Origin of the sequence: Bacillus salitolerans, from assembly GCF_042680805.1 — a bacterium.
Classification (GTDB): Bacteria; Bacillota; Bacilli; order Bacillales; family SA4; genus Bacillus_CJ; species Bacillus_CJ salitolerans.
The window spans coordinates 59,683-86,626 of sequence record NZ_JBHUEM010000007.1; the positions used below are offsets into that span (position 1 = coordinate 59,683).

Sequence of the window (26,944 nt, forward strand, 5' to 3'; positions counted from 1 at the left end):
GGATAAAATCATCGATTTTTCATCCTGTCTATTTTTTAAATTGAGTACATTATTTAATTGCCCCTGCTTCTTTTGCCAACTGTTCAAATGAAGTATTACTCTTTAGAATTTTCACCTTAGTTCCTATAGGTATCAGATTAAAAAGCTCTTCCACCTTTTCATTATGCATTCTTACACAGCCTTGTGTTACATAATGACCAATTAAGGATGGGTTATTATTACCATGAATACCAAATATTCTACCGTCCGTACCTTCAGCATCAAATCCCATCCATCTAGTCCCTAATGGATTTTCCCTTGAACCACCAGGAATGTCTTTTTTTCGGTAATACGGATTGACTGCTTTTATCACAATTGTAAATTCTCCCTCTGGTGTTAAATCACTTGTCACTCCTGTGGAGACATCATAAATAGCCTGAATTTCACCATGATGGATATAAGCCAACTTGTTGGTTTCCTTATTTACTATTAAATAAGGGTCGCCTACTAATGGATTTTGTCCTAGGGGCCAAATAGGAGAAATCAATATCAAGAATGAAAGAAGTAACTTCATTTGATGTTCACTCCTTGTTTTATAGGTTCCTTTAGTTTTAGTAGGGAATCATATTCTCATTCATGGTTAGGACGAAAGTAACTTTTAATAATCAAGTATTGTTCCATCTCCTTCAGGAATTGAAACAAGGATGCCCGAGCCTCGAATTCTTCACGAGTTGTTGGTAGATCCATCTCTCTGAATTCTTTCTTAAGGCCCTCTACTTTATCGAGAAATCGCTTTGCTGTATTGCCAGGATGAATCGAATCACTAAGATCTTCAATAAATTCAGCTAGCATTTCTCCTTGTATCCCGGTTTGATCCAAAGAGGTGACAATCGGTAGAATTCTTTCGATAATTTCTAGCTGTTGCTCCCGAATTTTAAAATAAGAATAATAAATGTTTTCATGCCTTAGGAAATGATTTTGAATATCTCTAAAGGCTAAACTCTTTGCGCTTTGGATGATTTGGTGAACTGTTGTAATTTCTTTTCCATCCCAATTACTATCCTTTTGCTTTAAGTAATTTGCTACCTCTTTAAATATGATCGAAAAGTTTGTTTCTATTTCCTTTTGATATAATTTTAGCTGTTTATCCACACTCGGCATATACAAATTCATTATAAGAGCGACTCCAATCCCAATTAATATGAGCGCAAACTCATTAAGAATTAAATGAGGTGAAAAAGTTTGTGTATCGTAAAGATGAAAGATCACAACACTGCTTGTTACAATCCCTTCCTGAATCCTAAAATATACCGTTGTTGGGATAAATAATAAAAGAATGAGGCCAATAGTTAATGGTGTATAACCGATTAATTGAAAGAATACAACAGAATAAACCATAGCAATTGCTCCTGCAACAAATCTTGACCAAGAGCTTTGTAAGGATTTCTTCTTAGTTGCTTGTATACAAAGAATCGTAATAATCCCAGCTGATGCATAGTAATCAAGCCCCAATAAATGCGCGATAAATATAGAGACTGTTACACCTACTGCTGTTTTTAGTGTGCGATAACCTATTTTAAACATAATGAAACCCCTTCAAAAGGAATGTGAAAGTTAAGAAGAAATGAGTACGCTACTGGCCAACCTCTTTGATGTTTATGGTTACCTCGTGTTTTGAACACATAGCACATTTAACGTACATTAAACGTCAAAAATGGTGATCTCATTTGATCACCATTTCATATTATAGCATTTTTTCTAAGAACTCTTGCGCACGTTTACTTTTCGGTGCTGTAAAGAATTCACTCGGAGGTGCATCCTCAACAAGTTTTCCATCATCTAAAAATAACACGCGATCTGCTACCTCACGAGCGAAGCCCATTTCATGAGTGACGATCGCCATTGTCATCCCAGTATGTGCAAGAGATTTCATTACTTCTAGTACCTCTTTTACCATCTCAGGATCTAAGGCAGAAGTAGGTTCATCGAATAACATCACTTTAGGTGACATAGCTAATGCACGGGCAATAGCAACACGTTGCTTTTGTCCTCCAGATAAACGAGTTGGATACTCGTCTGCTTTTTCTGATAAACCGACCTTCTTTAGTAATTCATGACCTATCTTTTCTGCTTCGCCTTTTGACATACCTTTTACGTTGATAGGTGCGTACATGAGGTTGTCTAATACCTTTTTATGAGGAAATAGATGAAAATGTTGAAACACCATTCCAACATTTTGACGTACTCTCATAATATCTACCTTCGGATTTGTGACTTCATCTTGCCCAATCCAAATTTTTCCGCTTGTCGGCTCCTCAAGTAGATTCATACAGCGTAAAAAGGTAGATTTCCCAGACCCTGAAGGGCCTACGATGGCTACAACTGCACCTTGTTCAATCGTAGTTGATATGTCTTTTAATACTTCTAGCTTTCCAAATGATTTATAAAGGTTTTGAACCTTAATCACTTTGTCTCAACCTCCTCTCAATGCCTTTCCCAACAAATGTTAGACCAACGATTAAGAGGTAATAGATAAGACCCACGAACAGCATTGGTTCAAAATATGCATACGTTTTACCACCGACAATGTAGGCTCTTCGCATAATATCCATTGCACCAATTACAGAAACGAGAGCAGATTCCTTTGTTAACGTAATAAACTCATTCATCAAAGCGGGTAAAATGTTTTTAAACGCTTGTGGCATCACAATGTCCCACATCATTTTCTTATATGGAACGCCTAATGCCATCGCAGCTTCTCGTTGTCCCTTATCCACTGCTTGAATACCAGCACGGATAACCTCAGATATATAGGCTCCAGAATTAAGGGCGAAGGCTGAAACCGCTGCTGCATAAGCTGGTATATCAAACCCGGTCATTTGTGGTAGCCCATAGTAAATAATCATTAATTGAAGGATTAATGGTGTACCACGAAATATTGAAGTATAAGCATCGGCTAACCAATGTAATAGTTTTACCCGACTAATTTTACATAGCGCAAGAATAATTCCAAGAATAAATCCAAGTAATGCAGCTAAAGCTACAATTCCTAATGTGACCCATATCCCTTTTAAGATAAATGGGATAGAGGGCACGAGATTTTGTGAAAAATCCAAATTCATGCCCTTTTACATTCCCCTCTATTAACTTTTAATATTATTCTTCCCCACCAAACCATTTTACAATCAGCTTATCAAGTTCACCGTTTTCTTTCATCTCATTTAAAACACGGTTAAACTCTTCAGTAAGGTCACTATCCTTAGGGAATGCGATTGCTGAACCTGCATCACTTTCTCCATCTTCAATTGCAAATCCTACTAATTCAGGATTGTTTTTAAAATGTCCAGCCGCTACTGTATCCTCAATGATTGCAGCATCAAAACGCCCAGCTAGAATTTCCTGTACTAATTCTGGCACACGATTACGTGATTCAATTGTAATATTAACTGTTTCTGCAATTTCATCTGCTTTTCCTTCTTGGATAGATCCAGTTTGAACCCCAACCTTTTTACCTGCTAAATCATCAATTGTATTAATTCCACTGTCTTTTTTAGATACTATTAAGTGCTTTGCAGTAAAGTAAATATCAGAGAAGTCAGCATTCTCAAGGCGCTCTGGTGTAGGAGTCATACCTGCTAGGATAAAATCAGCTTTTCCACCATTCATAGCCGTAATAAGTGTCGTAAAATCCATGTCCACGATTTCTAATTCATACCCTAATTCGTTTGTAATATACTTGGCAATATCCACATCAAAACCAATGATTTCTTCACCTTTTTCTGTATCGATGAACTCATACGGTGGGTAATCAGCTGAAGTAGCCATTACTAATTTCTTACCGTCATCAGCATTTCCACAAGCAGCTAGAAGCCCTACAGTTAATATTGAAATAATTAAACCAAATAATAATTTTGAAGCCTTCATTTAATATTTTCCCCCTTATAATTTTTTATCTTTTTTAAATTATATAAATATTATGAATTAATGCATAAATAAATTCAAGTTCTATCCGCTAAATTCATATATATTCAACAAAATGTATTTTAACACATATTAATAAATATGCAATATTATTATTAAATATTCTTTTATGATCCGTAATAAAGTTATTGTGGAAAACAATCCATGCAATTTTCTCTAACATATATTCTACAAAAACATATGCCTCTTGTATTTTCATCAACTAATTAATATGCCTTTTAATGTAGTAAAATACATGGCTAGTGGATGTTTGATTGACAGTTCAAAATGGGTAGATGAAGCTTTGAACACGTTTATACTCATATATATTTGCTTGTGTTCCTGTGAAGACGGTAGAAATGTATGCAAACTCACTATTTTTTATAATCAATTCTTTATTTTTACTGGATGGGAGCATTTTATCGAAGCTTGTTAGACTATTTTGAGAGAAAATTGCATAATTCACATAAAAAAGATGTTCTCCAGCTATGATTCTCGGCACATATCAGCAACTTAGTTCATTTTATCAGCGACTTCTGAATTTTTATCAGCAACTTCCTTCATTTATCAGCAACTTTTGAAATTTATCATCAACTTTCTTCGGTATCAGCAACAATGCTTAGATTATCAGCAACTTATGATTCTTTATCGGCAACTTTCCTGATTTTATCAGCAACCTCAACTTCTCTTGAGCAAGAGCACATCGGCAGGACGTTATGGGACGCCAGGGGTGTCTTATTTTAAACGTAATAATGAGTACTTATAAGTAGTTTTTAATTCACTTAAAAATTTTATACTTTCCTGATGTATGGAAAATTTCAGGAACAAAAAAGTCCCATGTTTATGCTATTAGCAAAAAAAAAGAAAGCCATATCGGCTTTCTTCACTAAACTTCATCACAATATTGATCAAAGGCTTGCTGCAGTTTATTAATAACCTGCACCGGTTCATGCCCTTCTATTTCATGGCGCTCTACCATTGTAAGGATCTTACCATCCTTTAATAGTGCAAATGATGGTGATGATGGAGGATAGCCTTCAAAATAATCACGTGCTTTTGCTGTTGCTTCTTTATCTTGTCCTGCAAAAACGGTCACTAAGTGATCTGGTCTTTTGTCGTAATGAACCGCATGCGCAGCTGCTGGACGTGCAATACCACCAGCGCAGCCACATACAGAATTTATCATAACAAGCGTTGTGCCCTCTTTTGCAAATGCCTCTTCCACTTCTTCAGGGGATCTTAAGTGTGTATATCCAGCTTCGTCCATATCTTTTCTTGCTTGCTCTACAACATCATTCATAAAAAAATTAAAGTTCATATGTTAGCCTCCTTCACTTCATGCATTCATCTTATCAATCTGCTATCGATTATTCAAATTCCAGGTTTCAGATGTTTACCTTACTGTAAAAAGGGTAGCTACATAGTAAGTTTCTCATCTTAATCCCCCTTTAATAGGATTGGTCATGACCAATCCTCCTTTTTTGAGTAGCGTACAAATCGAATATTTTTCGAGCTCCTAGGCTTGCTGGGACGTTCCCTTCAATTACTTGCCTTTCTAGCTTTGGAAGATGTCCTTTAACTATTTCGTCTGAAAAAAAGGCTGTTTCTAACTCGTCTTTTATTAAGGCATAAAACCAGTCTTTACGTTGGATATTTCTTCTTTCAGAAAATGATCCTACCTTTTGTGTCGTTGCAACAAAATGATCAATCGTTTTCCAGGCTTCTTCGATTCCTTTGCCTAGTAGGGCAGAACACGTTAACGCTTTTGATTCCCAACCTTTTGTTACAGGGGTTAAGAAGTGTAGGATTTTGGAGTATTCCTCTTTTGCTTTAAGAGCTTTCTGTTCATTGTCTCCATCTGCTTTATTAATAATTAGAATATCGACAAGCTCCATTATCCCCTTCTTCATACCCTGTAATTCATCTCCAGCTCCGGTTAAAGCAAGAAGTAAAAATACATCGACCATGCTTCTAACGGCGACTTCACTTTGACCAACACCGACAGTTTCGACGATGATCACATCATATCCCGCTGCCTCACATAGTAAAATGGTTTCCCTTGTTTTTCGGGCGACACCTCCAAGCGTACCAGAAGCTGGTGAAGGTCTTACGAAGGCTTGCGGGTTTCTAGAAAGCTGGTCCATTCTTGTTTTATCACCTAAAATACTTCCACCAGATAAGCTACTTGAGGGATCGACCGCTAAAACAGCAACACGATGTCCATGATCGCATAAGTAGCTACCAAATGCTTCAATAAAGGTGCTCTTCCCAGCTCCAGGTACGCCAGTTATTCCAATCCGAACCGATTTACCTGTTTGTGGAAGGATTTCGTTTATTAAGTTCTGTCCCTTTTCAAAATGCTTGCTGGCATTGCTTTCAATAAGTGTAATAGCTTGTGCTAACAAGGCTCGATTATTATCAAGGATTCCTTCTGCAAGCTCTTTAACCGATTTTTCCTTCCGTCTTACGATCCGGCGGTTTTCATCAGTCATTATTGTCCACCACTTCTTCATAGCCAAGTCGATCATACACTTCTTGTAAAACTTTTTCAGCCGCTACTGGTATAACGGTTCCTGGACCAAATACAGCTGCCGCGCCATGGCTTAATAAATAGTCATAGTCCTTTGCTGGGATGACGCCTCCAATGATGACAACAATATCTTCTCGACCATGCTTCTTTAATTCCTCCACTAGCTGTGGTAATAATGTTTTATGACCGGCGGCTAATGAGCTCATTCCAATTACGTGAACATCATTCTCGACTGCTTGCAGTGCGGTTTCTTCAGGGGTTTGAAACAACGGACCAATATCAACGTCAAAGCCCAAATCAGCGAAAGCAGTTGCAATTACCTTTGCACCACGGTCATGACCATCTTGACCCATTTTGGCAATGAGAATTCGAGGGCGTCTACCTTCGTGTTCCTCAAAGCCTGCAGTCAAATTTCTTACCTTTTGAATCTCTTCTTCGTTTGTATATTCTGAGCTGTACACACCACTTATTGAACGAATCACTGCCTTATGGCGTTTTGCTACTTTTTCAATAGCATCTGAAATCTCACCTAAAGAGGCACGTGCGCGTGCTGCTTCAACTGAGAGCTCTAATAAGTTTCCTTCACCTGTTTCAGTTGCTCTAGTAATAGCATCTAATGCGGCCGTTACTTTCTGTTCATCCCGGTTTGCTCGCAGGTGTTGTAGTCTTTCTATTTGCTTTAACCTAACCATCGTATTATCTATATCTAGCGTATCAATTTCTTCTTCTTTATCTAATCTATATTTATTTACACCGATAATGGCTTCTTTCCCAGAATCAATATGTGCTTGTCTTCTTGCTGCCGCTTCTTCAATTCTCATTTTAGGTAAGCCTGTTTCAATCGCTTTTGCCATTCCACCAAGCTCTTCAATTTCTTGAATATGCTCCCAAGCTCTTTCCACAAGGGCCGCTGTTAAAGATTCTACGTAATAGGATCCACCCCATGGATCGATTACATTACAGATTCCCGTTTCGTCCTGCAGGTATAACTGAGTATTTCTTGCAATACGCGCAGAAAAATCTGTCGGGAGGGCAATCGCCTCATCTAATGCATTCGTATGAAGTGACTGTGTATGTCCTAATGCAGCAGCTAATGCCTCAATGCATGTTCTGGCTACATTATTAAATGGATCTTGCTCAGTTAAGCTCCACCCAGACGTTTGGGAATGAGTTCGTAATGCTAAAGATTTTTCATTTTTAGGATTAAATGGCTTAATTAGCTTTGCCCAAAGTAATCTTGCAGCTCTCATTTTGGCAACTTCCATGAAATAGTTCATCCCAATCGCCCAGAAGAAAGATAAACGCGGGGCGAATGAATCAATATTAATACCTGCCTTTAACCCTGTTCGGACATACTCTACACCATCCGCTAATGTATAAGCTAGCTCTATATCAGCCGGAGCACCTGCTTCTTGTAAATGGTAACCTGAAATACTAATGGAATTAAATTTTGGCATATGTTTGGATGTGTATTCAAAAATATCTGCAATAATCCGCATTGAAGTTTCTGGTGGATATATATAGGTGTTACGTACCATATATTCTTTCAAAATATCATTTTGAATAGTCCCTGTTAGCTTTTCCTTTGGTACACCTTGTTCTTCAGCGGTAACGATATAAAATGCCATTATAGGAAGTACTGCCCCGTTCATGGTCATTGATACAGACATTTCATCTAACGGGATTCCATCAAATAGTATTTTCATATCCAAAATAGAATCAATCGCAACTCCTGCTTTGCCAACATCACCGATAACCCTTGAATGATCAGAATCATACCCGCGATGTGTTGCTAAGTCAAAGGCAACCGACAAGCCCTTTTGGCCTGCTGCTAAGTTTCTACGGTAAAAAGCATTGCTTTCTTCTGCAGTTGAGAATCCCGCATACTGGCGAACCGTCCATGGACGTGTTACGTACATTGTTGGATACGGTCCTCTCGAAAAGGGCGCTATTCCTGGTAAAAAATCAAGAAAAGGTAGGTGCTGAATATCAGTTTTATTATATTTGGGTTTCAAAGTGATCTTTTCATTTGTTTCATATGCTTGATTTAAAGAATCCTTTTTGTGGGTAAAATCTACAGAAAGCTGTTCAAAAGGGATTTCAGCAAAATTAGGCTTTTTCATCATATCCCCCCATTTCCTTTTGCAATGTTAATAAAAACTCGTAGCAGTTCGTATTGGTATGAATAGTACCTGAAAGACCTGCCTTATCATATTCATCTTTTTTAGTAGAATTCAATTTACCCGCTACGTAAATTTTACTAGTTGAATGGAATTTTCGAAGTGCCTCAATAACTTTTACACCCAACCTGTCATACGTTTCATCATTCCCGCACACAATAAGAACTTGTTGATTTGTTTCATGTAATTCTTCTGATATTTCTTCAATGGTTTGAAAGCTAGAACTTTGAGTTACTTCGAATCCGCCAACTTCAAAGAAGCCTTTGATAAAATCGGTACGCGGCTTATGATGAATATAGCTTCCAATGTTCACTAAATGGACAGAGAGTTTGTTACCTGTTAGTTTAGTAAAGCGATAAGCCTGATCCCTTAATAACTCGAATTTCATTGACCATCGAATCGAAGGAATGGGTTCGATTACCTCAATGGATCCTTGAAGAACATTTTTTTCAATCTTAGTTGTTGATAATGGATCTTCATAAAGGTTAGCGTACATATTAGTTCCAACAATGCGTTCCTTACGATAATCGATATTCTCAAATCTTTTTTCCCGTACAGCTTGTATATCTTGTTGTACTTTACCTTCCCTTATAGACGGAACGATACCACCGTTCTTCATGATCTCTTGAAATAATGACCACGCCGTCTTTGAAAGTTCCTCTGTCAAATTTTCAATGTACCAGGAACCACCAGCAGGATCTAACACTTTATTCAAGTGTGTTTCATCTTTAAGTATGGATTGTACATTTCTGGCAATTCTCTCAGAAAAGGCAGACGAACGATTAAAAGGTTCATCAAAAGTTGAAGTTGTAATACTATTTGCTCCTGCAATAACTGCTGCAAAGGATTCAACTGTCGCCCTTAATATATTTACGTACGGATCATATTTTGTTTTCGTTGTTTTAGAAGTATGAGCATGTATAAATGCCTTCTGACTTTCTTCATTACCACCAAATTCTTTTACGATCGCAGCCCATAAAAACCTAATGGCCCTTATTTTTGCTATCTCCATAAACAAATTGGAACCAATTGAATAGGAGAAGGTGAGTTGGGATGCTACGTGATCAATCGATAGACCACGTTCTAAACATTGGTTGATATACTCGACAGCAACCGCTAGGCTGTAGGCGATTTCTTGAACAGCATTTGCTCCACCGTTATGAAAAGCATGGCCTTGTACTAAAATCGTTTTCACTTTTGGTAAATGTTCAATGGCCGATTTCGCGATTTCTACAAGTTCATCAAAATGTACTTGCAATGAATTTTGTAGTGATCCATTCGTAATCCAGTATCCAATCGGATCAAAACCAATTATACCGTGTATGTTCTGTTTATTTTCACCTTTATAAGATGTTAATTCTTCGAAAAAACGTTTAGTTGGTTCGTTAATTCTAAGAGAGGCTCTATCAAATGGCACATCCCTTAGTAGTCTCTCGATATCTTCCTTTGTTTGAATAGATTCAGCCTCTACAATAACAGTCATGACCCCATTATTGATTAGCTGGTGGATGGATTGTGTCAATTCTTCCATCGTATTACCAGATGCATGCTGACAAATTTCCCATGGTTTTTCATAGTTTAAGAAATCTCGATATTCCGTTTGAAGATCAGTTTTTTGATCTTTCCTTGTATATATTGGATTTAACTTAATACCTTCATATGTATTTGTAAATAACTGTTCTAATGGCTTCCCCTTTAGCGAAGCAAGAGCAGCCTCTTCCCACTCAGCATATGAAGGGACATTAAATTCTTTTAAACTTGCAAACAACTCTTGTATTGCTTGTTTTTCTTGCACACCTAATTCCCCCTAATCGGAAACGCTTACAAACTCATCTCCAAAAATACATAGTAATCTTATGAATAAGAAGATTCTTAATTTTATATTAGTATAAATTCATTTGTTTAACAATGATGAGGGATAGGAATCTTCACCATGTAGAATACACACTTTCACCTTCCAAACTCGTATTTTTCTCAATCGAATATTTCTAAAAACCAAATTTCCCTGGATAGCCTCTGGCTAAATGTTCTGAAGGGAAGAGGTAGGCGTATTTTACCTTTTATTCCCTTCAGTTTATTTGACCTAGGAGGACTTGGCCTCTTTTAACATTGAAATTTATCAGCAACTTTTTCATTTTTTCATCAACTTTCAGTATTTATCAGCCACTCTTTGGATTATCAGCAACTTTGCCAATTTTATCAGCAGCTTCTTCAAAGCATTTATCAGCAACTTTAAATGGGATACGGATATCATTAGGTGATGACTACCGATCTATATTAGAAGACATAACTAACCTGATATCAGGGAGTTATCCTCTCTGATACGAACAACAGGCTCAGGGCGCCCTGTTTAGCCTCGTGCAGGGCAAAGCTGGAGCCGGGTTATGCAGGAACATCCTAAAAGGTAAACTCCAAAAACTTAAACTATCTGATAGTATAAAGTAAAAAGGTAGCCGCTTTGGCTACCTTTTAACTCTTAGTAAACAGATGTATTTTCTTTGGACGTATTTTCAAGAATTTCCTTTACTCTTGCCAAGAATCTACCACATACAAGACCATCTAGCACACGGTGGTCTAACGATAAGCAAAGGTTGACCATATCACGTACAGCAATCATACCGCCATTCATGACAACCGGTCTTTTCACAATTGATTCAACCTGCAGGATAGCAGCTTGTGGGTAATTAATAATTCCCATTGATTGAACCGATCCAAAAGATCCAGTATTGTTGACTGTAAATGTTCCACCTTGCATCTCTTCTGACTTTAGCTTGCCGTCGCGAACTTTACCAGCAAGCTCTGTAATTTCACGAGCAATACCTTTAATGGTCTTTTCATCTGCATTTTTAATAACTGGTACAAACAATGCGTCATCGGTAGCTACAGCAATCGAAAGGTTAATATCTTTTTTCTGGATAATCTTATCACCAGCCCACATTGAATTTATTTGCGGGTACTCCTTAAGCGCTTGAGCTACAGCCTTTACGAAGAATGCGAAGAAAGTTAAGTTGAACCCTTCCTTTTTCTTGAATTCTCCTTTAATACTGTTTCGGTATTCCACTAGATTTGTTACGTCTATCTCTACCATTGTCCATGCATGTGGTGCTTCGTGCTTACTGCGAAGCATGTTGGCAGCAATCGCTTTACGAACACCAGATACAGGAATTTCAATATCACCTGGCATAGACTGAACAGGTGCTGCAGCAGGTTTACTTGCGGCAGCTGGAGTAGGAGCTACCGGAGTCTCGGCTGCTTGAGGTGCTGCTGGTGCTTCCTGTACTGCTTTTTCTGGAGCAGCAGTTGGAATTTGGCCTGTTTCTATTACCTTTTGGACATCTTTACGTGTGATACGCCCACCAGCACCTGTGCCTGTTAATTGTTCAAGGTCAATATTATTCTCTTGTGCAAGACGTAAAACAGCAGGTGAGTATCGACGTTTATTTGAAGAGTCTACATTAGCTTGAGCAATAGCTTCTGAAGCCTGTTTAGTAGTCGTTTCTTCTTTTACTGCTTCCTCGGCTGGTGCGGCTGCACCACCCTCAGTTTCTATCGTACAAATTACTTCTCCAACCGCTAATGTTTCATCCTCGCCAGCAACTAACTCTTTTATTGTTCCAGTAAATGAAGATGGAACTTCTGCATTTACTTTATCCGTCATTACCTCAGCAATTGGATCATACTTGTTAACTTTATCTCCTGGTGACACTAGCCACTTGCTGATTGTACCCTCGGTTACACTTTCTCCAAGCTGTGGCATCGTAATCTTTTCAATACCCAATGAGACAACCTCCTTATCAACCATTATTTCACGGTATTTTTTAGAATTCAGCTAGTTCTCGAATTGCCTTTTCAACTTTATCTGGATTAATCATGAAATACTTCTCCATTGTAGGTGCATATGGCATAGCTGGAACATCAGGTCCAGCCAAACGCTTAATTGGTGCGTCTAAGTCAAATAAACAGTTTTCAGCGATAATAGCAGAGACTTCACCCATGATACTTCCCTCTTTATTGTCCTCTGTTAAGAGAAGCACCTTACCTGTTTTAGAGGCTGCTTCCATAATCGCTTCTTTATCAAGTGGATAAACCGTACGTAAATCTAGAACATGTGTTGAAATACCGTCACTTGCTAGCTTCTCTGCCGCTTGAAGTGCAAAGTGTACGCATAGTCCGTAAGTAATAACGGTAACATCTTCACCCTCGCGCTTTACGTCTGCTTTACCGATAGGTAGTACATAATCATCAGTCGGTACTTCGCCTTTGATTAGTCGGTATGCGCGTTTATGCTCGAAGAATAATACTGGGTCTTCATCACGGATTGCCGCCTTCAATAAACCTTTCACATCATACGGAGTAGAAGGCATGACAATTTTAAGACCTGGTTGATTAGCAAAAACTGCCTCTACTGATTGAGAATGATAAAGGGCACCATGAACGCCACCACCGTAAGGAGCACGAACGACAAGTGGACATGACCAGTCATTGTTTGAACGGTAACGAATTCTAGCTGCTTCAGAAATAATTTGGTTAACCGCAGGCATAATAAAGTCAGCAAACTGCATTTCTGCAATTGGTCTCATCCCATACATTGCAGCTCCAATCGCTACACCAGCGATGGCTGATTCAGCTAAAGGAGTATCGATAACGCGGTCTTCACCAAATTGATCATAAAGACCATGAGTCGCTTTGAAAACTCCACCCTTTAGTCCAACATCTTCACCAAGGATGAATACTTTTGAATCTCTTTCCATTTCTTCACGGATTGCCATTGTTACAGCATCGATATATGAAATTACTGGCATTATTTTTTCCCCCTCACTTACTCAGCATATACATGCTTAAGAGCATATTCTGGCTCTGCGTACGGAGCATTTTCAGCATAGTCAGTTGCGTCGTTTACTTCTTTCGCAATTTTATCTAATAACTCTTTATGCTTCTCTTCTGTTAATAACCCAATTTCTCTTAAATACATTTCAAATGCAAATAATCCATCTTTTTTCTTTGCTTCTTCGACTTCTTCTTTTGAACGATACGCGCGATCATCATCATCAGAGGAGTGAGCCGTTAAGCGATATGAAATAGTTTCAACTAATGTAGGACCCTCGCCGCGGCGGCCTCTGTCAGCTGCTTCCTTAACTGCTTTATATACCTCTAATACATCATTTCCATCAACTGTTACACCAGGCATTCCATAACCGATTGCACGATCAGAAATCTTTTCACATGCTACTTGCTTTTCATATGGAACAGAAATGGCGTATTTGTTATTTTCACACATAAAAATTACAGGAAGCTTATGTACAGCTGCATAGTTTGCACCCTCATGGAAATCGCCCTGGTTTGAAGACCCTTCTCCAAATGTTACAAATGTAACTAAGTCTTTTCCTTCTAATCTTCCACCAAGTGCCACTCCAACAGCATGAGGAACTTGAGTAGTTACAGGGGAAGAACCTGTTACAATGCGATTTTTCTTTTGCCCAAAATGACCTGGCATTTGACGACCACCAGAGTTTGGATCTTCTGCTTTTGCAAACCCAGACAACATTAATTCTGTTGCCGTCATACCAAAGGCAAGCACAACCCCCATATCACGATAATATGGAAGTACATAGTCTTTCTCACGATCAAGAGCAAATGCTGCTCCTACTTGTGCTGCCTCTTGTCCTTGACATGAAATAACAAATGGAATTTTCCCTGCGCGGTTAAGTAACCACATACGCTCGTCAATCTTTCGAGCTAAAAGCATTGTTTCATACATTTCTAAAACATTTTCATCACTTAGTCCTAATGCTTGATGACGATTTTCAGCCATTTATTTAACCCCCTAAATTCATAATTAGAGGAAGGATTCTATAAATCCTTCACTCTTGAAAGAGATATTAAGAGTGAATAGCTCTGCCTAATACAGCTAGGGCTGCTTCACCAATTGCTTCTGACAATGTAGGATGTGGGTGGATCGTATGTGCTACTTCCCAAGGTGTTGCATCTAAAACGCGAGCTAAGCCTGCTTCAGAAATCATATCTGTCACGTGTGGCCCAATCATATGAACACCTAATAAATCATCCGTTTCTTCATCCACTACTAATTTTACAAAACCATCAGATTCTCCAAACACTAAAGCTTTACCTATTGCCTTGAATGAAAATTTTCCGGTCTTTACCTTAAATCCTTTTTCTTTTGCTTCCTCTTCTGTATATCCAACACTTGCAGCTTCTGGATTGCTATATATACATTTGGAAACTAGAGTTGGATCAATTGGATGAGTTTCTTCCCCTGCAATGTGTTCAACAGCAGCGATCCCTTCATGTGAAGCAACGTGAGCTAGCTGCAGACCACCAATTACATCACCAATTGCATATATATGTGATTCTTTCGTTTGGTAATATTGATTTGTTTGAATAAAGCCCTTCTCTACTTGAATCTCTGTGTTTTCAATCCCAATACCTTCAACATTAGCTTGTCGTCCTACTGAGACTAGTAGGCGATCAGCTGAAAATGACTTTTCTTCGCCTTTATGTTCAGCCTTGATTGTGATCCCATTTCCTTTTTCAAGAGATTCAGGTAATACTTTTGCACTAGTAACGATTTTCACGCCTTTTTTCTTCATTAGACGCTGCATCTCTTTCGATACCTCTCTATCTTCTGTGGGAACAATTCGGTCAGCATATTCAATAACTGTTACGTCTACACCAAAATCAGAAAGCATGGAAGCCCATTCAATCCCAATGACACCACCACCGACAATAACGATTGATTTCGGTAGGTTTTCTAATTCTAATGCTTCATCAGATGATAATACATACTCGCCATCAATCTCTAGCCCCGGTAGTGTTCTAGGACGTGAACCAGTAGCAATTACGACATTCTTAGGAATAAGCATTTGATTTTCTTCACCGTTATTCATTTCTACAGATATTGTACCCGGCATCGGTGAAAAGATGGAAGGTCCAAGAATTCGACCTAACCCTTCATACACATCAATTTTCCCTTGTTTCATTAAGTGCTGAACACCCTTATGAAGCTGATCAACAATTTTTGCTTTTCTCTGTTGTACTTTTGAAAAATCTAGAGCTACTTCTTTTGCAATAACCCCAAATTCTTCACTATTTTTTGTCGTAGCATAAACCTCTGCACTTCGTAGTAAGGCTTTACTTGGAATACAACCTTTATGCAAGCAAGTTCCACCTAATTTACCCTTTTCTACAATTGCAACTTTTAATCCTAATTGTGATGCACGAATAGCAGCTACATAACCACCCGTTCCACCACCAAGTACCACTACATCATATTCTGTTGCCATTTATATCTCTCCTTTCGAACCTATACTCGAACAACCTGTTGCATGGGTTTCCCAGGGTATTCTTTTGCTTTTTCTTCTCCGCGAAGCACACGCAATGCTCCTTCTGCTAATGCTTGAAGTTCATTTTCTCCGGGCTGTACAATGACATCCGCAATCCACTTTACTCTTTCGGTTATAGATTCAACGAATTCTTTCCCATAGGCTAAGCCACCTGTTAGAATAATTGCGTCTATCTTCCCCGACAAAACTGCCGCTGCAGACCCAATCTCTTTAGCCACTTGATAAGCCATTGCATCGTAGACAAGTTTCGCTTCTTTATTACCTGCTTCAATCATTTTTTCCACTTTTACAGCATCGTTTGTACCTAGGTAACCGACAAGTCCACCTTGCCCTACTAACCTCTTCATAATTTCATCTCGATAATATTCACCCGAAAAACAAAGAGAAACTAGGTCACCAGCTGGAACTGTTCCTGCACGTTCTGGACTAAAAGGGCCATCTCCGTGCAAGCCATTATTCACATCAATAACTCTTCCATTTTTATGAGCTCCGACTGTTATACCTCCACCCATATGAGTAACAATCAAATGGAGCTCTTCATATTTCTTCCCTAAATCCTTCGCCACTCTTCTTGCGACTGCTTTTTGATTGAGTGCATGAAATATACTTTTACGTTCTATTTCTGATACACCAGAAATACGAGCAATTGGATCTAGTTCATCAACAACGACCGGATCAACGATAAAGGAAGGTATATTTAGACCAGAAGCAATTTCAAAAGCAAGAATACCGCCAAGGTTCGAAGCGTGTTGTCCTGAATATCCTTTTCTTAAATCTTTCAGCATTAAATCGTTTACGTCATAGGTTCCGCCCTCAATTGGACGAAGTAATCCGCCACGACCGCAAACAGCACTTAATTTAGATATGTTAATGCCTTCATGATCTAAAGCTTCTAATATTGTTTTCTTTCTAAACTCATATTGATCAATAATGTTTGAAAAAGAAGAAATGATTTCTGCATCATGTCTGATTGTTTTTTCAAAGATTGAAACTTCATTTGAAAAAACCCCTATTTTAGTGGAAGTGGAACCTGGATTAATGACTAGAATGCGGTGTTCATTTTCTTGCAATGTTGAAACCTCCATTTTAGAGGTGAGTTAGCTATGAGGTGAGAGGTGGGATGCTGATAGCTACTATGATGACATACCTCCCACACCTCGGACTTACCTCTGTTAATACTTATTTTTTTGATTACTTTTAACGTCCATTACGACGACTTAAAATATGTCTTCCGTTTTGTAAGAATTGACTTCTAGAGTTTCTCATTGTAGCAATTCTCTCTTCAGCTAAACGGTCAGCTGCAACATAAGTTGGAACCCCATCACGTTTAGAAATGTTGATTACTTGTTCAATGTTGTCATAGATAGTTTCTACTTTCTTCATAGCACGATCACGGTTGTAACCGTAAAGTTCATCTGCTACATTAATTACCCCACCAGCATTAATAACATAATCTGGAGCATATACGATACCCATTTCATGCAGCATGTCGCCGTGACGAGTCTCTTTTAATTGATTGTTTGCAGCTCCAGCAACTACCTTCGCCTTAAGCTGTGGAATTGTATCATCATTAATTGTTGCACCAAGTGCACATGGTGCATATATGTCACAGTCAACACTGTAAATATCATTTACATCTACAGCTTTTGCACCAAATTCTTCGACAGCCTTTGCTACAGCTTCTTTGTTAATATCAGTAACTATTAATTGAGCGCCTTCTTCATGTAAGTAACGGCAAAGTGTATAAGCAACATTTCCAACACCTTGTACAGCAATAACTTTCCCTTCAAGTGAGTCAGAACCAAATGCTTCCTTTGCTGCTGCCTTCATTCCACGGTAAACCCCATAAGCTGTTACAGGTGATGGATTACCAGATGAACCGAAAGCAGGTGAGATTCCTGTTACATAATCAGTTTCTTCATGAATTAAATCCATATCAGCAACAGTTGTCCCTACATCCTCAGCAGTGATGTATCGACCATTTAATCCTTGGATATAGCGTCCAAATGCACGGAACATCGCTTCATTTTTATCTTTACGTGGATCTCCAATAATAACGGTCTTTCCACCACCAAGATTTAATCCTGCCGCTGCATTCTTATAAGTCATACCTTTTGCTAATCTAAGAGCATCTTCAATAGCAGCAGCCTCAGATTCGTATGTCCACATGCGAGTACCGCCCAATGCAGGTCCTAAAGTAGTGTCATGGATACAGATAATTGCTTTCAATCCTGATTCCTTATCCTGACATAAAACTAACTGCTCGTAATCATAAGTCTCCATATACTTGAAAATTTCCATTGTAATTTTCCTCCCCATTTATCCTTTATTTATTAGAAGCAGAGCAAACTGCTAATGCAAGTGAATATAATTTACTTTCCGCAGTATCAGCTCTAGATGTTAATACGATTGGTGCTTTGGCTCCAGCTATAATAGCTCCTACCTTCGCTTTCGCAAAATAAATCAGTGATTTATATAAAACATTCCCAACTTCAATTGTCGGTACTAGTAATATATCTGCTTGGCCTGCAACTTGTCCGGTAATTCCTTTATGTTCTGCTGCATCATGAGAAACTGCATTATCAAGGGCTAGTGGACCATCAACGATACAATCTACTAGTTGTCCTCTAGACTGCATCTGAGTTAATGCTGCTGCGTCTAACGTTGCTTGCATTGCTGGATTTACTACTTCAACTGCTGCAAGTGGAGCAACCTTTGGGACTTGGATTCCAATTGATTTTGCTACTTTTACAGCATTTGTAACAATCTGTGACTTTTCAACCAAATCCGGTGAAATATTCATTGCTGCATCCGTTACAATTGTAAATCGTTCAAAACCAGGTACTTCAAAAACAGCTACATGTGATAATACACTACCACTCCTTAACCCATACTCTTTATTTAATACGGCTTTAAGAATTGTTGAGGTTGGTAAATTTCCTTTCATCAATACATCTGCGTCTTTAGAACTAACAGCTTTAACTGCTAATTCTGCCGCTCTTTCTTTTGTGTTAGCATGATGGATTTTGATGGATTCATGATTTTCTAATCCTTTACTTGATAACAATCTCCTGATTTCTGGTTCATTTCCAAATAGTTGAAAAGTAGCTAAGTTGTTTTCAATTGCTAGGGCTATCGATTCGATTACTTCATCATCTTCAGCAGCAGCGACTGCAACGACCTTACCAGAATATTGGGTTGCTTTTTTTATGAGTGTATCTAGCTTCATGATTGGCTCTCAACCCCATTTCTTTTTAAAATATTTCTCACATTATATTACATGCAAGAATCGTGCCAATTTAATATTATTGAAAACGCTTTATTCATACACATGTGATCTGTCTAAGTGATGCAACTTTTTGCAAGTTATGCATTTTTTTGCACGCTTAATTTTGCATGATCCTGTATTTTTCTAGCTTATAGTACAAACTTCTTAGTGAGATTTTAAGCTGTTTTGCTGTAATGGTTTTGTTACCTTGATTTTCATTTAAGACTTGTCTAAGCAGCTTTGCTTCAAATTCCTCAACCATTTCAGATAATGGCTGCATACTAGCTGTCCTTATCTCAGTTTTACTTTTAGTTTGCCCCTCTTTTTCTAATTTAGGAATGTGATGTATATCAATTTTATTTTCTGTGTGTTTCATAAAAATAACGGCTCGTCCAAGAATATTTTCTAATTCCCTAACATTTCCTGGCCAATCATAGCTTGATAGGTATTCCAAACTATGTGATGTCAACCCCTCAATGATACGTCCATAATCCCTATTAATTTTTTGCAATAGATGAGAACACAATCCAGGTATATCTTGTTTACGTTGACGTAATGGCGGAATATGAATAGGCAGGCGATTTAGACGATAGTAGAGATCTTCCCTGAAGGTACCGTTTGCAATTCCTTTTTCTAAATTCACATTTGTAGCTGCAATCACTCTTACATTGACTGCAATCGGTTTAGTACCTCCGACCCTCACAATCTCATGCTCTTGAAGTACTCTCAAGAGTTTAGCTTGCATACTCGCTGAAAGTTCGCCTATTTCATCTAAAAATATACTTCCATTATTAGCTTCTTCAAAAAATCCTCTTTTACCCCCCCTCTTTGCTCCAGAGAAGGCACCTTCTTCATATCCAAACAATTCACTCTCTAATAGTGATTCTGATATAGCTGCGCAATTCACTCGAATAAACTTGTTATACTTTCGATCACTTCCATTATGTATAGCATGAGCAAATAACTCTTTACCTGTCCCCGATTCCCCTCGGAGCAATACAGTAGCAGGAGTTTTAGCCCCTAATTTTGCCTGTTCAATGGCAAACATCATTTCTTCTGATGTCCCAATAATATCGTCAAAGGAATACTTTGCTTCTAAGGTTCTAATAATTTGTCTAGCTCTTTTCAGTTCATTTGTTAACGACTGGATTTCTGATACATCGTGAATAACACCAACACTACCTTTTAGCTTTCCGTCAACGATAATAGGAGCTACATTTACTATGACGTCACGATGATGAGGACCAACCTTCATTCTCACACCACGAACTGGTCTTCTAGTTTGAAGCACCTGCATATGCATGCTTTCCCCTTCAGAAATATCCGCAGTGGCAGGCTGTCCAACTACCTCTTCCCTAGACAAACCTGTAATTCTCGTATAGGCAGGATTAATTAAAATCCCTTTCCCTTCTTCGTCAACAACGGAAATTGCTTCTTCTGAGGATTGAATAATTGCTTCTAGTTGTATTTGAATATCTTTCAAATTCGTTAGCTCTTCGGCTAAGTTTACTACTTCTGTAATATCCTTAAAAACTGCAAATGCACCGAGCAGAGTCCCTGTTTCTGTTACAATGGGTATTCGAGTCGTAATGATTTTCTTGCCATTTTCAAGTTCTAATTCCTTATTAATCTCTAACTCACGGTGCTTTAACACACGTGGAAGCTGGCTTCCTGGAATGATTTTTAATATATGCTTTCCTAAAACAAAATCTCTGTTTTTTCCGGTCATTCTTTCGGCACTTTTATTAAACAAGACAACAGTTCCATCAATATCAACAACAACCATTCCGTCATGGGTTGAGTTTAATATCAAATCATATTTATACGATTGATTTTTGAGTTCATTAATTAAAAGCTCTTTTTCTTCCATCAAATTTGAGAGAGTATGTGCTACTGAGCCAGGGATTAGAATTGTTTTTTTCTGCTTCTTTTCTCTTATTTGTTCAAAAACAGCATCATTTCCAGTTGCCTCAATAATAATATCAAGATCATAATCCAATAACTCAGACCAGTCTTTACCTGTCAATATTCCATTTGATTTGGCATAAGCTATCCCAGGCGCTGACTCATTGATATCAACAATAGCGACGATTTCCATCGTACTTGTCTCTCTCAAATGCTTAAGTATAGCAGTGCCCCCTTTTCCAGCACCAATAATTAACAATTTTTGCATATTATACACTCCCGTTTGCAAACTATTGCATATTTATCTTACAGGTTATTGCCTAATTTGACAAATCTCTATTTGCTATAATGGTGTATAATAAAAAAATGAATACTTTAGGGAAAGGAATTTTTTATGCAAAGATACCTTGCACTTATCGTTGTAGTGATTCCAGTCATAATGGCTGTTATGGGGATAAAACTAATTCGTGATTTAACTTTTGGAATTTTGCAACCGCCTATCCCATTTTTATGGTTACAATTTTTCATTGGACTGGCTCTCATAGGTGGGGGATTGTGGTTAGTTGGGGGATTTGTCTTTTATCGTGACAAAAAAAGAAATAAAGTCCAACAACGTTTCCAACCAAAAAAATAGACCTCTCATTGAGGTCTATTTTTTGGTTTTAGTAATACTGCTCGCTCTGGAAAATCAGTGAAAAAGCCAGAACAGTTAACTGAAAAAAGCTTTTTCATATCTTCAACTTTATTGACTGTATATGGACGCATTTTGATTCCATTTAGTTGGGACTGAGAAATAATTTCTGGGGGTGCTGCTTTATAGTTAGGATGAAGGGCACCCGCCCCAATTCGTGTAGCGTAGTGCCATGGTTCAAATAGTCCATCACTATATAAGGCACCTATCTCTATGTCTGGGGCAATGTTCCTACATTTTACTAAACTATAATGATTGAATGAAGAGATAATGACTCGATTCTCCATATGATAATTTCGAATAAGTTGGATGACCTTCTCTTCAAGCCCCTCATAAAGAACAACGGTATTTTTCAGTTCCACATTGATTAGCAAAGAATTCGGCGAAGCCCAACTAAAGAGTTCCTCAAGACTTGGAATTATACATCTTTCATTATAGGAGAATTTGTAACTTGCATCTAACTGTCTTAGCTCCTTTAAGGTCAGGTCCTTCACCCAACCTTTACCATCTGTTGTGCGATCTACCTTTTCATCATGGATGATGACCATTTCTCCGTCTTTTGATAACTGAACATCTAATTCAATTCCATCAGCACCAACACGCTCTGCCTCTTGAAAAGACATCATTGTATTTTCAGGATGTGTTCCAGCAGACCCTCTATGACCAAATATTTGTGTCATCTTTGTTTCTCCTAACAAAATATAATTTCAAATACAACTACCTTGTGAAAATGCTGATAATGATATATCCTACAAATGAACAAAATATAAAGGAGAATATTATGAAGCCTCTACAAATATCTGCAGAAACGGCGCAAATGCTTTCAAAAAAACTTGGCGTTCCTTTAGAACAGATCATGCATATGCCTCAACATATTTTAATACAAAAGCTCATGGAATTAGAAAAGGACAAGTAGCCAGGAATCTTCATAATCTAAACATAGGACCCATTATTTTTCCTCGTATATAAGGAGAGAATAGCCAAATGTTTTATCGCTCCAAAAAAGATTCCCAGTAAAAACGCCTCATAATTAGCTTATGAGGCGTTTTTTATTCCTTACCCTCTCATGAAGCCTTATGCTCCAAGCGAAGCTTATCAGCTACCATTGCAATAAATTCAGAATTTGTTGGTTTTGCTTTTGACATGGAAACCGTATATCCAAATAAAGACGAGATGCTATCGATATTCCCACGGCTCCATGCAACCTCAATCGCATGACGAATCGCACGTTCAACACGGCTAATTTTCTAAGAGTAATTCTATTCGGATTTAAGCAATTAAACTTTATCATCTCATATGTATTTGTTGGTTTTCGATTTGAATTTGTTGGTACAAATTAATTATAATTTTAAAAAGTTGAAAAATCAATCATAACAAGTCCACTTAAATTACTTAATGTTATGAAACCTTGTGTTTTTCACCTCATATATTAAATCTAACACTTTCTCAATTATTATAATTGAGTTCTTCAAATCAGACCTTTGAGGTTCAATTATTTCATGTACAGCTGTATTTCCTATTTCTCTTATAGTCTGTAGAATTTTCACTTGTTCCCAAACGATATATCCCTTCTCATAAAGTCCAAAAATTTTTCCTTCTAGAGATGAAGATTTAATTTCTTCCCCTTTTTTATTTAATCTAATTTCACCATCATTATTATATAAGTTTCCTACTGTAATTGATAACTCCCTACATATAGCTTCTATTAATGTTCTTATCCCAGCTGAACATAGCAATAAATAATCAAAGTTATATACATCTACAACTTGGTTATATAAGCCTTCTAGCTTAGGCGGTACATTTGAGAACTCCATTGGCAATCTAGGTGAATAATCTTTGAGAGGGGGTACTTCTTCTTTAGAAGTTGAATAAGAAATAGACCCACCATCTTTATGATGAACTGTGCAAGTGTCAGTCCAGTTTCTATTCCCAGTTTCATCATATTCCCAACAGTCCTCATCTCCATAAATACTCACAAATGATATATTGTCACATCCAAGACAACGTACTATGAAATATTGACTTTGCCATTGGAAATCGTCTGTAGAACTACTTCTTTCTTCATGTTTTGATATTACTTCATGATTCGTATCATGATTACATTTATTACAATAAACTTTCCTATCTAATCTATCCAGAATAATCACACCTTCTAATTTTAAATTCCATGTTTTATATACTTAGATTAGTTCTGTAATGTATCTTTTCAATGTTATCCATAATATGCTTTTTAAACAGTACCTCATCACTTTTTAACCACATTTGGAATAACGTAGGAACTACATCTCTATTTGCATATTTCCCCAGCACATGAACTGCTGATAGCTTTACTTCATCATCTTCATGATTAAGTGACTTCATTGCCGACACAAGTGCATATGTATCATCTACCTCACTAAGATACTGGATTGCTAAATATCTGTCTAACCAATCTCCATTTAAACTTTCATTTCTAACTTCTTCAATGGGAACATCCTTAAACGTATTTAGAGCATGAGAAAAAGGAATAATATCTCCAATATCAATAAGAGGTATTCCTTCTCCATTTACCTTTTCTATCGTAAAGTCACCAAAAATAATATCCACATATCCTCCACTAAGTTGCATTCTAAAATGGAAGTGTTCCTTTTTTTCTACTCTCTTAATCTGTTGAAGCCTAGCTGTATCTTTAAACCTTCCATTGATATACTCAAGTCCATTTTCAGATATGTTTGTTTCAAATAACTTACAATCCAAGAACTTTAGACGATACATATATTTTTCATTAAATCTTTGGTCATAACCAATACTTTCTGGTGAATACCCTTCTGTTAAATTGTAGTCTGCTACCCATTCCCTTTCGCACGACACCACGATTTCAAGTACCTCTTCATTAACAAACTCGATTTTATGTATTGCCCCATCATGAAAATAATCATTACCAATAAAATATCGTAACTCTCTATTTTTGATACTTCCGACTTCATGTACAAAATTATACATTCCTTCACATCCATTTGTTTAATTTTGCTCATTTGCATTCTACAAGTTTTCCTTATTATACCATTATGTTCTATTCACTCGCTTCAAAATTAAGTCATAGTCTGTCTAAAAGTGTATTAGCACCTCGCACAGAACACCAATCAATGATTTTGATGTAAACTATCCCCCACTATAAACAAGACACTCACCTTGATTAGTGAGTGCCTACACAATTGCCTTATTACTTTTCCGCTTCCTTATCTCTCTATACAATGTAGCTTTCGAAACATTTGTCATTTCCTCTATTTCTTTTACCGTGTACTGTTCTGTATCATATAGCTTCAAAGCCTTCTCAATATCCTTTTTATCTTTCTTAGGTCTTCCACCACTTCTACCTCTTGCTCTAGCACTCTCTAGACCCGCTCTCGTACGTTCTGAGATTAAATCCCGCTCCATTTCAGATAAGACAGCTAACATTCTAAACATGGCTTTACCGACTGCGGTGGTGGTGTCTATGCTATCTCTAATACTTACTAATTCTATCCCTTTATCTTGAAGTTCGTCTGAAAGTTCAATCAACCTTTTTGTAGACCTTCCTAAACGGTCTAACTTGTACACCACAAGTACATCACCTTCTCTTGCATACTTCAATAAATCAAGTAGCTGTGGTCTATCATCCTTCATGCCACTTACTTTCTCTTCATAAATCTTTTCACATCCAACTTTCTCTAAAGCATCTAATTGAAGGTCTAACGATTGGTCTTGAGTGCTTACTCTTGCATAACCAATTTTCATTTATGTATCACCATCCATTATTATTTGTTACTTATATTGTATTAAAAAGGGTTATATAAGTAAATAAAGATACAATGTTTTTGAAACGGTTTTTGATACTACATTTCAACTATATTCATATGATTTCTATGAGATTTAAGGATAGTGTCATAAACATTCGTTTTTGATACTCTTATCTGTTGTATAATATTTACAAACGGTATTTTTGGAGTTGATTTAATGGACATTATTGAAACCATTCTGTACTCAAAACAATCTGATGATGACAATGTTAAATTAATTGATTGTGATTGGACAGACAACTATGGATTGATATTAGTCTATAAAGATAATAGAAATATCATAGTTCAAATTGGAGAAAATCAAATTATGCTATCCAATCTTAGTATTACTTGTCCTTATCCTTTAGTTAGATGGATTGACTATAACCGTTTCTTAATTGCTGACGCACGTAATGATAGCAAAACAGACAATGTTTTTATACTTAACCTTGATGGAACTTTACTTAATTCATTTAACTGTGGGGATGCTATTGAGGACATAGTAGTTAGTAACGAAGGTATTTGGATTAGTTATTTTGATGAAGGAGTATTTGGAAGAGGTATTTCAACTGAGGGACTTGTCCTTTTTTCTCATGAAGGCACTCCTTTATTTAGATACCATAGCGATTTATTAGACAGACCACCTATTGTTGATTGTTATGCGATTTGTAAAGGCAAGTCCCCTTCACTTTGGCTTTTTCCTTATACAGACTTTCCTTTACTTAATGTCAATCCTTTTAAAAGAACTATTGAATCTTACAAAGTTCCAAAAGTCTTACATGGGTCAAATGGTGTCTGTGTAAGGGGAAAATTCGCTTACTTTTTTGATAGATATAACTCCCATGGAGAACTTTATTGTTGGGAAATTGGCAAAAACCGTCCACAACTAATAGGTAGTATCAACGGTAATACAAGAGGATTAGATACAAGGGAATCAAATCACTTTCTATCCATAGATGATAGTAATGTGAAGGTTTACAAAATTATAAACCACAAAGAATATTCATGATTGTTGTTTATCGAAGACGTTTTCGGCACTAATGAGTTTTCCCTTTGTTTACAACGGATCTTGCCTATTCCTTATTTTCTCTATATTTTCGAGTGAAAGCTGATAATATATGGCTTTATCAATACAATAATGCTTTCGAATCGTAGATTTATAACAAGAGTTGCTGACTAGAAGTGTTATATAAAAAAAACACCCACAGAAATTTGTGAGTGCCACCTTTACACTTGGAATGATATTTATTTTTAGTTGTCAATGCTGGGAGTG

24 protein-coding genes and 1 pseudogene are annotated in these 26,944 nt (G+C 37.3%); 3 read left to right on the forward strand and 22 right to left on the reverse strand.

What is annotated here, in order from left to right:
* Positions 1-49 precede the first annotated feature (49 nt).
* The 17 genes from ACFSCX_RS07300 to ACFSCX_RS07380 all read right to left on the reverse strand — a co-directional run bounded on the left by ACFSCX_RS07300 (position 50) and on the right by ACFSCX_RS07380 (position 21,451).
* Positions 50-553, reverse strand: coding sequence for a L,D-transpeptidase (locus ACFSCX_RS07300; RefSeq protein ID WP_377927517.1), 504 nt, complete (start codon positions 551-553; stop codon positions 50-52).
* 56 nt (positions 554-609) lie between these two features.
* The gene (locus ACFSCX_RS07305; RefSeq protein WP_377927518.1) at positions 610-1,563 is read right to left on the reverse strand and encodes an aromatic acid exporter family protein; all 954 of its coding nucleotides are present in this window, start codon (positions 1,561-1,563) and stop codon (positions 610-612) included.
* A 160-nt stretch (positions 1,564-1,723) separates the two neighbouring features.
* The gene (locus ACFSCX_RS07310; protein ID WP_377927519.1) at positions 1,724-2,446 is read right to left on the reverse strand and encodes an amino acid ABC transporter ATP-binding protein; all 723 of its coding nucleotides are present in this window, start codon (positions 2,444-2,446) and stop codon (positions 1,724-1,726) included.
* Entirely contained in the window at positions 2,439-3,101 is a 663-nt protein-coding gene (locus ACFSCX_RS07315; protein WP_377927520.1) for an amino acid ABC transporter permease, read from the reverse strand. The genes ACFSCX_RS07310 and ACFSCX_RS07315 overlap by 8 nt, the downstream gene beginning before the upstream one ends.
* 34 nt (positions 3,102-3,135) lie before the next feature.
* Positions 3,136-3,903, reverse strand: a complete 768-nt coding sequence (locus ACFSCX_RS07320; protein WP_377927521.1) for a transporter substrate-binding domain-containing protein — start codon at positions 3,901-3,903, stop codon at positions 3,136-3,138.
* Positions 3,904-4,825: 922 nt separating this feature from the next.
* Positions 4,826-5,257: a BrxA/BrxB family bacilliredoxin gene (locus tag ACFSCX_RS07325; protein ID WP_377927522.1), complete on the reverse strand. Its 432-nt coding sequence runs from the start codon at positions 5,255-5,257 to the stop codon at positions 4,826-4,828.
* A 130-nt stretch (positions 5,258-5,387) separates the two neighbouring features.
* A complete protein-coding gene (gene meaB / locus ACFSCX_RS07330; protein ID WP_377927523.1) occupies positions 5,388-6,467 on the reverse strand; it encodes a methylmalonyl Co-A mutase-associated GTPase MeaB in 1,080 nt (359 codons plus the stop codon).
* Complete coding sequence (gene scpA / locus ACFSCX_RS07335; RefSeq protein ID WP_377927524.1) at positions 6,424-8,592, reverse strand: methylmalonyl-CoA mutase; 2,169 nt, start codon at positions 8,590-8,592, stop codon at positions 6,424-6,426. The genes meaB and scpA overlap by 44 nt, the downstream gene beginning before the upstream one ends.
* On the reverse strand, positions 8,579-10,444 hold the full coding sequence (locus tag ACFSCX_RS07340; RefSeq protein ID WP_377927525.1) for a methylmalonyl-CoA mutase family protein: 1,866 nt from the start codon (positions 10,442-10,444) through the stop codon (positions 8,579-8,581). Before ACFSCX_RS07340 ends, scpA begins: the two co-directional genes overlap by 14 nt.
* A 681-nt stretch (positions 10,445-11,125) precedes the next feature.
* The gene (locus ACFSCX_RS07345) at positions 11,126-12,427 is read right to left on the reverse strand and encodes a dihydrolipoamide acetyltransferase family protein (protein ID WP_377927526.1); all 1,302 of its coding nucleotides are present in this window, start codon (positions 12,425-12,427) and stop codon (positions 11,126-11,128) included.
* Positions 12,428-12,467: 40 nt separating this feature from the next.
* On the reverse strand, positions 12,468-13,451 hold the full coding sequence (locus ACFSCX_RS07350; RefSeq protein ID WP_377927527.1) for an alpha-ketoacid dehydrogenase subunit beta: 984 nt from the start codon (positions 13,449-13,451) through the stop codon (positions 12,468-12,470).
* A gap of 17 nt (positions 13,452-13,468) precedes the next feature.
* A complete protein-coding gene (locus ACFSCX_RS07355) occupies positions 13,469-14,461 on the reverse strand; it encodes a thiamine pyrophosphate-dependent dehydrogenase E1 component subunit alpha (protein ID WP_377927528.1) in 993 nt (330 codons plus the stop codon).
* Between the two features lie 67 nt (positions 14,462-14,528).
* Positions 14,529-15,950 carry a dihydrolipoyl dehydrogenase gene (lpdA, locus tag ACFSCX_RS07360; RefSeq protein ID WP_377927529.1) on the reverse strand — a complete coding sequence of 474 codons (1,422 nt, stop codon included), beginning with the start codon at positions 15,948-15,950 and terminating at the stop codon, positions 14,529-14,531.
* 20 nt (positions 15,951-15,970) lie between these two features.
* A complete protein-coding gene (buk, locus tag ACFSCX_RS07365; RefSeq protein WP_377927531.1) occupies positions 15,971-17,080 on the reverse strand; it encodes a butyrate kinase in 1,110 nt (369 codons plus the stop codon).
* Positions 17,081-17,207: 127 nt separating this feature from the next.
* Positions 17,208-18,311 (reverse strand): branched-chain amino acid dehydrogenase, encoded by a 1,104-nt coding sequence (gene bcd / locus ACFSCX_RS07370; protein ID WP_377927532.1) that lies wholly within the window; start codon positions 18,309-18,311, stop codon positions 17,208-17,210.
* 25 nt (positions 18,312-18,336) lie between these two features.
* Positions 18,337-19,239, reverse strand: a complete 903-nt coding sequence (yqiS, locus tag ACFSCX_RS07375; RefSeq protein WP_377927533.1) for a phosphate butyryltransferase — start codon at positions 19,237-19,239, stop codon at positions 18,337-18,339.
* A gap of 157 nt (positions 19,240-19,396) precedes the next feature.
* On the reverse strand, positions 19,397-21,451 hold the full coding sequence (locus tag ACFSCX_RS07380) for a sigma-54 interaction domain-containing protein (RefSeq protein ID WP_377927534.1): 2,055 nt from the start codon (positions 21,449-21,451) through the stop codon (positions 19,397-19,399).
* A 126-nt stretch (positions 21,452-21,577) separates the two neighbouring features.
* Between ACFSCX_RS07380 and ACFSCX_RS07385 the strand changes: the two genes are divergently transcribed.
* Positions 21,578-21,817, forward strand: coding sequence for a DUF2627 domain-containing protein (locus ACFSCX_RS07385; RefSeq protein ID WP_377927535.1), 240 nt, complete (start codon positions 21,578-21,580; stop codon positions 21,815-21,817).
* Between the two features lie 5 nt (positions 21,818-21,822).
* Here ACFSCX_RS07385 and ACFSCX_RS07390 read toward each other — a convergent pair whose 3' ends face one another.
* Positions 21,823-22,554, reverse strand: a complete 732-nt coding sequence (locus ACFSCX_RS07390; protein WP_377927536.1) for a glycerophosphodiester phosphodiesterase — start codon at positions 22,552-22,554, stop codon at positions 21,823-21,825.
* A 101-nt stretch (positions 22,555-22,655) separates the two neighbouring features.
* Between ACFSCX_RS07390 and ACFSCX_RS07395 the strand changes: the two genes are divergently transcribed.
* Positions 22,656-22,790: a YycC family protein gene (locus tag ACFSCX_RS07395; RefSeq protein WP_377927537.1), complete on the forward strand. Its 135-nt coding sequence runs from the start codon at positions 22,656-22,658 to the stop codon at positions 22,788-22,790.
* Positions 22,791-22,938: 148 nt separating this feature from the next.
* Here the strand turns inward: ACFSCX_RS07395 and ACFSCX_RS07400 are convergent.
* The 4 genes and pseudogenes from ACFSCX_RS07400 to ACFSCX_RS07415 form a co-directional block, all read right to left on the reverse strand.
* Positions 22,939-23,115, reverse strand: a pseudogene (locus tag ACFSCX_RS07400) (sporulation initiation factor Spo0A C-terminal domain-containing protein); the annotation flags it as partial.
* A 147-nt stretch (positions 23,116-23,262) separates the two neighbouring features.
* On the reverse strand, positions 23,263-24,021 hold the full coding sequence (locus ACFSCX_RS07405; protein WP_377927538.1) for a DUF4145 domain-containing protein: 759 nt from the start codon (positions 24,019-24,021) through the stop codon (positions 23,263-23,265).
* A gap of 25 nt (positions 24,022-24,046) precedes the next feature.
* Positions 24,047-24,856 (reverse strand): HEAT repeat domain-containing protein, encoded by an 810-nt coding sequence (locus ACFSCX_RS07410; RefSeq protein WP_377927539.1) that lies wholly within the window; start codon positions 24,854-24,856, stop codon positions 24,047-24,049.
* 204 nt (positions 24,857-25,060) lie between these two features.
* Positions 25,061-25,630 (reverse strand): recombinase family protein, encoded by a 570-nt coding sequence (locus ACFSCX_RS07415; RefSeq protein WP_377927540.1) that lies wholly within the window; start codon positions 25,628-25,630, stop codon positions 25,061-25,063.
* A 219-nt stretch (positions 25,631-25,849) separates the two neighbouring features.
* Between ACFSCX_RS07415 and ACFSCX_RS07420 the strand changes: the two genes are divergently transcribed.
* Positions 25,850-26,680 (forward strand): NHL repeat-containing protein, encoded by an 831-nt coding sequence (locus tag ACFSCX_RS07420; protein ID WP_377927541.1) that lies wholly within the window; start codon positions 25,850-25,852, stop codon positions 26,678-26,680.
* Positions 26,681-26,944: the final 264 nt, after the last annotated feature.

Coding starts and splice junctions, on each gene's coding strand:
- ACFSCX_RS07300 (WP_377927517.1), bottom strand. CDS start 553: ATGAAGTTACTTCTTTCATTCTTGATATTGATTTCTCCTATTTGGCCC.
- ACFSCX_RS07305 (WP_377927518.1), bottom strand. CDS start 1,563: ATGTTTAAAATAGGTTATCGCACACTAAAAACAGCAGTAGGTGTAACA.
- ACFSCX_RS07315 (WP_377927520.1), bottom strand. CDS start 3,101: ATGAATTTGGATTTTTCACAAAATCTCGTGCCCTCTATCCCATTTATC.
- ACFSCX_RS07320 (WP_377927521.1), bottom strand. CDS start 3,903: ATGAAGGCTTCAAAATTATTATTTGGTTTAATTATTTCAATATTAACT.
- ACFSCX_RS07325 (WP_377927522.1), bottom strand. CDS start 5,257: ATGAACTTTAATTTTTTTATGAATGATGTTGTAGAGCAAGCAAGAAAA.
- meaB (WP_377927523.1), bottom strand. CDS start 6,467: ATGATCGACTTGGCTATGAAGAAGTGGTGGACAATAATGACTGATGAA.
- scpA (WP_377927524.1), bottom strand. CDS start 8,592: ATGAAAAAGCCTAATTTTGCTGAAATCCCTTTTGAACAGCTTTCTGTA.
- ACFSCX_RS07350 (WP_377927527.1), bottom strand. CDS start 13,451: ATGCCAGTAATTTCATATATCGATGCTGTAACAATGGCAATCCGTGAA.
- ACFSCX_RS07355 (WP_377927528.1), bottom strand. CDS start 14,461: ATGGCTGAAAATCGTCATCAAGCATTAGGACTAAGTGATGAAAATGTT.
- lpdA (WP_377927529.1), bottom strand. CDS start 15,950: ATGGCAACAGAATATGATGTAGTGGTACTTGGTGGTGGAACGGGTGGT.
- bcd (WP_377927532.1), bottom strand. CDS start 18,311: ATGGAAATTTTCAAGTATATGGAGACTTATGATTACGAGCAGTTAGTT.
- yqiS (WP_377927533.1), bottom strand. CDS start 19,239: ATGAAGCTAGATACACTCATAAAAAAAGCAACCCAATATTCTGGTAAG.
- ACFSCX_RS07380 (WP_377927534.1), bottom strand. CDS start 21,451: ATGCAAAAATTGTTAATTATTGGTGCTGGAAAAGGGGGCACTGCTATA.
- ACFSCX_RS07385 (WP_377927535.1), top strand. CDS start 21,578: ATGCAAAGATACCTTGCACTTATCGTTGTAGTGATTCCAGTCATAATG.
- ACFSCX_RS07390 (WP_377927536.1), bottom strand. CDS start 22,554: ATGACACAAATATTTGGTCATAGAGGGTCTGCTGGAACACATCCTGAA.
- ACFSCX_RS07395 (WP_377927537.1), top strand. CDS start 22,656: ATGAAGCCTCTACAAATATCTGCAGAAACGGCGCAAATGCTTTCAAAA.
- ACFSCX_RS07410 (WP_377927539.1), bottom strand. CDS start 24,856: ATGTATAATTTTGTACATGAAGTCGGAAGTATCAAAAATAGAGAGTTA.
- ACFSCX_RS07415 (WP_377927540.1), bottom strand. CDS start 25,630: ATGAAAATTGGTTATGCAAGAGTAAGCACTCAAGACCAATCGTTAGAC.
- ACFSCX_RS07420 (WP_377927541.1), top strand. CDS start 25,850: ATGGACATTATTGAAACCATTCTGTACTCAAAACAATCTGATGATGAC.